This window comes from Caldithrix sp. (assembly GCF_056497305.1).
In genome coordinates this window covers 58353-67283 of the sequence record NZ_JBSMDE010000004.1, presented here as the reverse complement: position 1 = coordinate 67283, position 8931 = coordinate 58353, and the positions used below count along the sequence as shown (strand labels likewise).

At 45.6% G+C, this 8931-nt stretch carries 7 protein-coding genes; 3 read left to right on the top strand and 4 right to left on the bottom strand.

The features are described 5' to 3' along the window. Positions 1–181: 181 nt before the first annotated feature. Together ACWB0I_RS00585 and tagD are read right to left on the bottom strand one after the other, a co-directional pair. A complete protein-coding gene (locus ACWB0I_RS00585) occupies positions 182–1393 on the bottom strand; it encodes a CDP-glycerol glycerophosphotransferase family protein (RefSeq protein ID WP_479386081.1) in 1212 nt (403 codons plus the stop codon). Next, on the bottom strand, positions 1393–1857 hold the full coding sequence (gene tagD, locus ACWB0I_RS00580; protein ID WP_479386080.1) for a glycerol-3-phosphate cytidylyltransferase: 465 nt from the start codon (positions 1855–1857) through the stop codon (positions 1393–1395). The genes ACWB0I_RS00585 and tagD overlap by 1 nt, the downstream gene beginning before the upstream one ends. Positions 1858–1961: 104 nt before the next feature. Here tagD and ACWB0I_RS00575 point away from each other — a divergent pair, with 104 nt between their 5' ends. From ACWB0I_RS00575 to ACWB0I_RS00565, 3 genes are all read left to right on the top strand, one after another. Continuing rightward, positions 1962–2528 carry a methyltransferase family protein gene (locus ACWB0I_RS00575; protein WP_479386079.1) on the top strand — a complete coding sequence of 189 codons (567 nt, stop codon included), beginning with the start codon at positions 1962–1964 and terminating at the stop codon, positions 2526–2528. A 314-nt stretch (positions 2529–2842) separates the two neighbouring features. After that, positions 2843–4531 (top strand): glutamine--tRNA ligase/YqeY domain fusion protein, encoded by a 1689-nt coding sequence (locus tag ACWB0I_RS00570; protein WP_479386078.1) that lies wholly within the window; start codon positions 2843–2845, stop codon positions 4529–4531. Positions 4532–4919: 388 nt separating this feature from the next. After that, positions 4920–5732: a DUF3078 domain-containing protein gene (locus ACWB0I_RS00565; protein ID WP_479386077.1), complete on the top strand. Its 813-nt coding sequence runs from the start codon at positions 4920–4922 to the stop codon at positions 5730–5732. A gap of 22 nt (positions 5733–5754) precedes the next feature. Here the strand turns inward: ACWB0I_RS00565 and ACWB0I_RS00560 are convergent, their stop codons facing one another. Together ACWB0I_RS00560 and ACWB0I_RS00555 are read right to left on the bottom strand one after the other, a co-directional pair. Beyond that, positions 5755–6294 (bottom strand): hypothetical protein, encoded by a 540-nt coding sequence (locus ACWB0I_RS00560; RefSeq protein ID WP_479386076.1) that lies wholly within the window; start codon positions 6292–6294, stop codon positions 5755–5757. A gap of 627 nt (positions 6295–6921) precedes the next feature. After that, entirely contained in the window at positions 6922–8712 is a 1791-nt protein-coding gene (locus ACWB0I_RS00555) for a sodium:solute symporter family protein (protein WP_479386075.1), read from the bottom strand. Positions 8713–8931 lie beyond the last annotated feature (219 nt).

Sequence of the window (8931 nt, the reverse complement as noted above, 5' to 3'; positions counted from 1 at the left end):
TCGGCCAATGTCCTGACTGCCTCATAAGTCTCGAACTAATGCTCGAGTTACGGCCACCAACTGTTCCCTGACGCCCTGAGCATCAAATAATTCGTAATTCGAAATTTTTAATTTAAAAATGCTCTTTCGAACATTGGCGGATTTTTGTTTTCCCGACGGTCGATTAACGGTTGCGGTCAAACTACTTGCAGGATTGCTGTTTTAAAAAGGTCGTCACGCGTTCACTGCTCTGCCCGTCCTGGTATAACCAGAAGCGATTGAGCAGTTGCTCGTATTTTTGATTCACACTGAGTTGTTCAATATGGGACAAAATGTCTAACAAATCATCAAAGGTTCTGACCACAGGTCCAGGGACCACGTCCTGATATTCAAAATACATTTCCCTTTTACACACATAGTCGTCCAGATCGAACGGATAAAAAACGATCGGTTTTTTAAGCAGCAGGTAATCAAAGTAGATGGAAGAATAGTCCGTGATCAGTGCATCGGTAAAGGGCAAAAAGGGGTAAACATCGATCTTTGCCGGTAATGTTTTAAGATGGCTCAGGTCTTTAAAAGTCTTTAAGCTGCTGTCGTTGGGATGTAGTTTAAGGAGCAGTAAGGTCTTTTTTTCCTGCAACAGGCGATTGAGTTGAACAACGTTAGGGAATGCTTTTTGAATAAAATTCGAACGATCGTCGCGCCAGGTGGGCATGTAAAGCATAACGCGTTCAAAAGAGCTGCTCTGATTTAGCAATTCCTGTAATGCCATCGGTTCAAACTGTTCAACATGCCGGCGGATGACCTCTTTATCTTTAAAAAAGATATCGGTTCGCGGATAGCCCAGAGCCGGACACTGCTCTGCCGTAATGCGAAAAGCCGATGAGAACAGGTGGCTCACCTCATCTGAGGTTGAGAGAACAAAATCGGGCCGTTTGTAGAAATAGGGCTTAAAGAGGCGTGTGTACCAATCTTTTTGTTGATAGCGTTTGGCCAGCGGTCCTCTGCTGATATCGAATTCAATCTTTTTTAGAGGGATGCCATGCCATAGATTAAAAATAAGCGCTCCGCCAGATGTCCAGAAATTAATGTCGTCAATGTAGGCGCTGATCAGGTAGCATTTAGCTTTTAAACCGTAGTAAAAGGCTTTGAAACTCCATTTATTCAGCACGGGCAAATGGAGGGTTTTCAATTGCTGAATCAACTCCGCCTTTTCGCTGACAAAAAAGGCTTTGATCTCCGGATGGTGTTGGCGGACGTGTAAAAAGAGATATTTGGCATTGTCCAAAAAAGCATGATTCATAGGACCAAATAACCAGAGATTCGCATCGCGCCGGATAAAATGGGACATCCAATAGAGCGGATACAGGAGGATGGCTCTTACTTTGTGTGATTTAAATAGTTTTTTGAGCATTATTCCAGGTCTTTCAGAATTTGTTGCAATACTTCAATCGCCTCCCGCAGTTTGCCGGGCGAAATATCCAGTAAACTCTTCAGCGAATTCTTTAGTTGTGTGGAAGAGACCCCTCTTGTACGTGGCAGATAAACGACCTGGCACAATTCCTGCAAATCATCAAATTTTCCCTGCCAGTCTTCTCCCATGACCAGTACATCCACGCCATATTGCCGGATGTCCTGCGCTTTTTGTTCCCAGCGCTCCTCCGGAATCACCTGATCGACGTAACGAATGCTTTGAACAATTTCAGCCCGCTGTTCATAGGGGATAATGGTCTTCTTTCCTTTTAGCGCATTAAATTGATCGGTTGAAACACCGACGATCAGGTAATCGCCTATTTCCCTGGCTCGTTTCAACAAACGCAGGTGGCCCACATGGAATAAGTCAAATGTGCCATAGGTAATAACTGTTTTCTTTTTCATTTTCTTCCTTTTTAATGAAAACCGATTTGTAACCTTTACGTTCAAATGCCGTAGAAATCTATGAGAATTTTTGCTTATATTCAAATCCAAGGAGGTAAACAATCATGCCATTGTTCAATTTTTTTCAGGCCGTTTGTCTGATCTGGATTTTAAGCGAAATTTTGCTCGGTCGTCTGACCTATCGAAAATCTGAGGCCAAAGACCGAGATCGCAAGAGTTTGAGGCTTATCTGGACAACAATCATTATCTCTGTTTCAGCCGGTGTTTTTGTAGGTTTTCAGGGGGTTGGTCAACTACCCTTTTCTGGCAGGTTAAGCCTGGGACTGGGAACCTTTTTAATAGCCGCCGGAATCATTGTGCGTTGGCTGGCTATATTAACCCTGCGTCGCTACTTTACCAGCAATGTGCAAATCCTGAATGATCATCAGATCGTTTCCACCGGAATTTACGGAATTGTCCGCCATCCGTCGTATCTGGGAAGTTTACTCTCCTTTTCAGGATTGGGACTGGCTTTTAACAGCTGGTTTTCGTTGCTGATTATTTTTGTGCCCATTTTTCTGGCTTTTTCCTACCGGATTAAGGTTGAAGAACAGGCCCTGGTAAATGCGTTTGGTCAGGCTTATGAAGATTACAGACAACGCACTAAGAAACTTATCCCTTTTATCTATTGAGTTGATGCGCTTTTTCTGCTGAATTTGTTGTTCGCTTCGTTCATTTAATCCACCAATGCCCATCTTCCCATGCCTCCCCCCATTGTACTCACTTCCCTTCTTTAATCTTCAATCTTTAATCTTTTTCTTTTTTCTTTTTTCTTTTGAAAAGATAACCCACCCCCAACCCCTCCCAGGAGGGGAACTAAGGGTGTGCCCTCCCAGGAGGGAAAAGAGCGGTTAATGTCTCCGCCTAACTTTTATTTTGTCTTTATTCGCAAAATTTTTAACTTAACCGATTAAAAAAACAAGGTTACGGAAGAGGAAGCAAAAGCATGTCTGAAGCAAACAACAAAAAACCGACCAATTTCATTAAACAGATCATCGATGAAGACCTGGCCAGTGGGCGCTTCGACCGCGTACACACGCGTTTCCCGCCTGAACCAAATGGCTACCTGCACATTGGGCATGCCAAATCCATTTGCCTGAATTTTGGCCTGGCTGAGGAATACAGCGGTAAATGTAATTTGCGTTTTGACGACACCAATCCCTTAAAAGAAGATCAGGAATATATCGACGCCATCATTGAAGATGTGCGCTGGCTGGGCTTTGACTGGCAAGACCGCCTGTTTTTTGCCTCCGATTATTTTGAAAAAATGTACGACTACGCGGTCCAGCTCATCAAAATGGGCAAGGCCTATGTGGATGATCTTTCCGCAGAAGAGATCAAAGAATATCGCGGAACTCTTACCAAACCGGGTAAAGAGAGCCCTTACCGCAATCGCAGCGTGGAAGAAAATCTGGATCTATTCGAACGCATGCGCAAAGGCGAATTTAAAGACGGTGAAAAAGTGCTGCGCGCTAAAATCGACATGCAGTCCGGCAACCTGAACATGCGTGATCCGGTGATGTACCGCATTATTCACGCCAGCCATCCGCGTACCGGCGACAAATGGTGCATTTATCCTATGTACGACTGGGCGCACGGGCTGGAAGATTCTATTGAAGGCATCACGCATTCCATTTGTACCCTGGAGTTCGAAGACCATCGCCCGCTTTACGACTGGTTTCTGGATCAGTTAGGGGTGTTCCATCCGCGGCAAATCGAGTTTGCCCGATTGAATTTAACATACACGGTGATGAGTAAACGTAAGCTACTGCGCCTGGTGCAGGAAGGTTACGTAAGCGGCTGGGATGATCCGCGCATGCCCACCATTTCTGGACTGCGTCGGCGCGGTTACACGCCCGAAGCCATTCGGGATTTTGCCGATCGCATTGGTGTGGCCAAAGCCAATAGCGTGGTCGATTTTGCCCTGCTGGAACATTGTGCTCGGGACGATCTAAATAAACGCGCCCAAAGACGCATGGTCGTCCTGGACCCTTTGAAGGTGATCATTGACAATTATCCGGATGATCTGGTTGAAGAACTGGAAGCCGAAAACAATCCGGAAGATGCCAGTGCTGGCACGCGCAAAATCCCCTTCTCCAGAGTCATTTACATCGAACGCCAGGATTTTCGCGAAGAAGCGCCCAAAAAATGGTTCCGCCTGGCGCCGGGCAAAGAAGTTCGCCTTAAACATGCCTATTACATCACCTGCCAGCAGATCATCAAAGACAAAGAGGGCAATATTGTAGAACTGCGCTGTACTTACGATCCCCAGTCGCGTGGCGGCTGGACGCAGGACGGGCGTAAGGTAAAAGGCACGCTACACTGGGTTTCCGCCAGGCACGCCATTCCCGTTGAAGTGCGCCTGTATGAACAGCTCTTTTTAAAGGAAGACCCGGAGGACGTGGAAGAAGGACAGGATTTTACGGCCAACATTAATCCCGACTCTTTGAAAGTGATTGCCAACGCCCTTGCCGAACCAGATTTAAAAAATGCCAGTCCTGGCGAACGCTTTCAGTTTTTACGACAGGGCTATTTTTGCGCCGACATCAAAGATCATTCGCCTGAACATCCGGTTTTTAACCGCACGGTAACCCTGCGCGACAGCTGGGCGCGTATCGAAAAAAAATTGAAATAGGCTGCAGAATCACAATGTCTGGTATTCTTAGCCAGTTCCGACGGTAAAAAAGATCTGTCGTTTTCCCCAAAACAAAGTGGCTTGCGGTGTCTGGCTCCTCAGGCATGAGTCCATCTATTTGGGGAAAAGACAACTACCGTTCATTGTGCAGAAATTTAAATAAATCATATTGTAAAACCGGCTTGAGCAAAACGACCGTGTTTATCCCTGTTTAGTACAGCGATAACAAAACGCTTTTTCTCTGTACAAACTGAGCCCATTACATTGAATTCTTGATCTCCAAATTTCGGGTAGCCTTTTCGCTATCATAAATCAGGGAATAAAGCACGGTTAACGAATCGTTATTAGCTGGAATTCAATCATCTATTAAAGTAGGAGGAGGAATGCTATGCGTTACATTCTTTTAACACTGTTATTAATTACACTCGTTTTTTCACAGGAAAAGCCTAAAACAGGCTGGCAAAAAGAGCTGGCCGGCAATCTTAATTTTACGCAAAACACCTTTGACAACTGGCAACAGGGCGGCGAAAACGCCTGGGCCTGGCAATTGAACCTTAATGGTAAATTCGTCAACAATCAAGAAAAATACGAATGGGCGAATACCATTAAAATTGCTTATGGTAAAACCAAAGTAGGTGACGCTGCTTCCAAAAAATCAACCGATGAGATTCGGCTGGAAAGCGTTTACACTTACAAGATGGGCATCTATGTCAATCCCTTTGTTTCAATCAGTGGCCTGACCCAATTTACCAGAGGCTACGAATACACAGACCAGGGCGCGGTGGTTATTTCTGAATTCATGGACCCGGGCTATTTTACCCAGACTCTGGGCCTGGGCTACCAACCCAACACCCACATCAAAACGCGACTGGGTGCGGCCTTCAAAGAAACCATTACCAGTAAGTTTGCCGATCGTTACGGACAGGGCAAAAAGACGCGAATTGAATACGGAGCAAACTCCGTTACCGATCTCTCTTTTAAAATAGCGGAAAACATTCTATACACCGGCAAAATGGAGCTGTTCTCCAATCTGAAACGTTTCAATGAAATTGATGTTAATTGGGACAATCTGTTGGCCTCAAAAATCACCAAATATATTTCGGTCAACTTCAACGTTAAACTGTTCTACGATCGGGACATCAGCAAAAAACGCCAATTGCAGGAAGTGCTGGCAGTGGGGCTGACCTACACTTTTTTTTAAGGCCAAAAAATGTCCGGAGAGGCTAAAAATTCAATCTTAAATTCAAAGATAAAGTCGGCAGCAAATGATCGAAAATCCCCGCTGAAGCGGGGCCTGCCAGTTTCCGATATTTAAATTGGATTTTCATCCGCTCCTGTTCAATCAGCCAGTCGCCATGGGCAATATCAAAGGCATAACCGGCTGCGTTTAAAATAAAACCGGCCATAAACAGGAAAAAATTGTCATCCATCTTTTTGAGGACATCCAGGGTAAGCTGCTTCGTAACGTTCCATTCGCGGTAAATGCCGGCCGCGCTTAATAAAACGCCCATAGAGCGCAGACCGCTAATACCGTAAGCCAATTTATTGTGTCGGGCATAATAATGCACATACCCCGGCACAAAAACCGCGATCATCATACGCTTCCAGGTTAGTTCTCTGTTCAGCATTCCGAACTCTTCAAATGTCATGCTGTCCGGCAGTGCAGGAATGGAATGCAATCGGGAGGACTGCATTGAAATTTCCTGGGCAGATGCCGTTCCAATAACTGCACACAACAGCAGGGAATAGATGATTTTGTTCATGTCTCGCTCCTCTTCCCAAAACTTACGCCTGGTCTTCCTGCAACTGATTTCTATCTATTTTCGAACAAACAGAAAAAAATCTTGAGTTCGCTCTAAGGCAGCCAGGCCACAACCAAAACATTTTCGCGGGGATTTAAAGAGCAAAAAAAAAGCATTTTAATTAAAATTACGAATTACGAATTATTTTGTAAAGGGGCAAGTGGTGCCCAGCCGGTGAAGGCCCGTGCCGACGTGTCATTCTGAATCCCGATTTATCGCGATCAGAATCCCTTACACTGTGCAGGGAAATTGCACGAGCTAAAAATTAAGCATTTAACAAGGCTTTACCGGTATTGACAACAACTTTCTTTCGACATCGTTTTTCCCCTCGATTGCTTTTTGGGAAGAGGGAGCCAGGTGGTGAGGACTCGTGAGAGGAATCTCTTCAATCATGAAAGAGATTCCGGCTTTCGCTTGTGCTCGGCCGGAATGACACCTTTGGGGAAGGGAGATACCTGACCATAAGAATTCTCCGCTTTCTCCAGACGCAATTCGAAATAACGATCCATGGCGTCTTCGGTTTAGAGGACCCTATTCATGGGCATTCGGTTTAAATTTAAGTACTTTTGAAGACAATTGAGCCGCTGCTTAACTCTTTTCCAATCTGTTGTACCAGTTGAATTTTAAGAAGATGGAGGTTCCTATCAGAATCAAAGCTGAGAGCGCCAGTTCATTCATTTGTTTCATGACCAGGTACACGGGTACCAGAACCAGAGTCAGCTGCCAGACAATCCCCACAGCCACATTGACCATGTCTCTTTTAAAGTTCTTATTTTCCTGAAATTGCGGATCTTCGTGCACGACCTTCTGATGGATGGGCTTCCACCAGCCCCAGGGACGTACGGATTTGTAAAACGCTTTCAAAACCGCTTCATCATCGGCCGGCGTTAAATAGCTACTAATCACCGAGACAGCCAGGGAAAAGAGAAAGATGAAGGGAAAGAAAAACAAAGCGCTGGTACCCGGAAAAATGATGGGCAAAATGAGAGCCGCTGCAATACCGGAAATCATACCCCAGAAATAGCCGTAGCCGTTAAAGCGCCACCAGTACCATTTCAAAAAATTGGGCGCCGTGTAGCCGCCATACAATCCGGAAACGATAAACTGCATGGCCGTGTTGATATTTTCTGCGTAAAGTCCGGCAACAATGCCCACCACTACAATCCCGATGGAGGCCAAATAGCTCATACGCACAAATTGCTTATCACTGCCTCCGGGATTGATGTATTTTTTGTAAATATCATTAACCACGTAGGAGGCGCCGGAATTGACCGTGGCATCAAAGGTGGACATAAAGGCCGCTAACAATCCGGCTAACAACAAGCCCAACAAACCGTTTGGAATAAAATTATTGACCACATAGGGTAAAATCATTTCAAAATCCATATTCGGTCCCATGGCCTGTAATTGAGGCATGAAGAAGACAATGGCCAGCAGGGTGATACCGGTAATCATGATCCAGCGCGGAGCCAGACAGACTGAGACAATCCCGCTCATCAAGGCCGACTCTCTGGGCGAGCGTGTAGCCAGGACGCGCTGCATGTCGTAGCCTGGCGCCGGTCCGGCCATGCTGACCAGAATCCCCTTAAAAAGCATCATCATGATGACAATGGTAAACAGATTCCAACCATCCAGAGCGATGCGTTGATTAACAGCCGGCAGAATCTGTCCCCAGTCCAGATTGAGTTTCCAGCCGAAAAAGAAATCGTGCCAGCCCTGCGGCACCAGGGCCGCTACCTGGGCCGGATTGACCTTATCCATGGCAATAATGCCGATAAAGATGGCGGCCAGAGTCATCATCGTGAACTGCAGCAGATCGGTTAAAACCACGCTGTACATTCCCCCTGTGATGACGTAAATGGTCGTAATACTCATCAAGATAATGGCATAGGCATCAGGCGACAGGTGCCAGGGCAAAAACACGGCAGCAAATTTCCCAATGCCTTTAAAAGCGTAACTTAAAAAGCCGATCACGCTGATTAAGGCAAAAATGACCACACTCAGGCGGGAAAGCTCAGCGCCTTTAGCCTTGCCAAAACGCGTAACAATCCACTCTGCTCCGGTTATGACATTGGAACGCCGAATCCAGATCGCCAAATAGATCATTAAAAAAATCTGGTTAAAGACCGGCCACATCCAGGGCAACCAGACGCCTTTCAATCCATAGACAAACAAAATGTACACACTCCACATGGTGCCGGTAATATCAAACATGGAAGAGGCATTGGCCACGCCTAACATCCACCAGGGCATGGTATTGTCGCCTAAAAAATAGGCCTTAATATTTTTACCCGCTTTACGCATTACAAAAAATCCGATGCCCACCACAATGACCAGATAGCCCACGATGATCAAAATATCCAGGACCGTTAGTTTCATGCGCTTGTACTCCCTGCCTTAATCAACTGATTATTAATAAGCAAAAAACCAATACGATTCAACAGCTCGATTGACCTTTTTGTGGATTGTAGCATTTTGGTCAATGCTCAGGGAAGAAAAGAGTCAAAATAAATGAGGTTACCCCCTATCAGCAGATGCATCAGATCGGGTAATTTTCAGGCGAGTCATCAGGGGAAGGCGGGCTCAATCGCTGAATGA

Excerpts from the sequence above, each read along its gene's own strand:
- ACWB0I_RS00565 (WP_479386077.1), top strand. The coding sequence starts at position 4,920 with ATGCGTTACATTCTTTTAACACTGTTATTAATTACACTCGTTTTTTCA.
- tagD (WP_479386080.1), bottom strand. The coding sequence starts at position 1,857 with ATGAAAAAGAAAACAGTTATTACCTATGGCACATTTGACTTATTCCAT.
- ACWB0I_RS00570 (WP_479386078.1), top strand. The coding sequence starts at position 2,843 with ATGTCTGAAGCAAACAACAAAAAACCGACCAATTTCATTAAACAGATC.
- ACWB0I_RS00560 (WP_479386076.1), bottom strand. The coding sequence starts at position 6,294 with ATGAACAAAATCATCTATTCCCTGCTGTTGTGTGCAGTTATTGGAACG.
- ACWB0I_RS00555 (WP_479386075.1), bottom strand. The coding sequence starts at position 8,712 with ATGAAACTAACGGTCCTGGATATTTTGATCATCGTGGGCTATCTGGTC.
- ACWB0I_RS00575 (WP_479386079.1), top strand. The coding sequence starts at position 1,962 with ATGCCATTGTTCAATTTTTTTCAGGCCGTTTGTCTGATCTGGATTTTA.
- ACWB0I_RS00585 (WP_479386081.1), bottom strand. The coding sequence starts at position 1,393 with ATGCTCAAAAAACTATTTAAATCACACAAAGTAAGAGCCATCCTCCTG.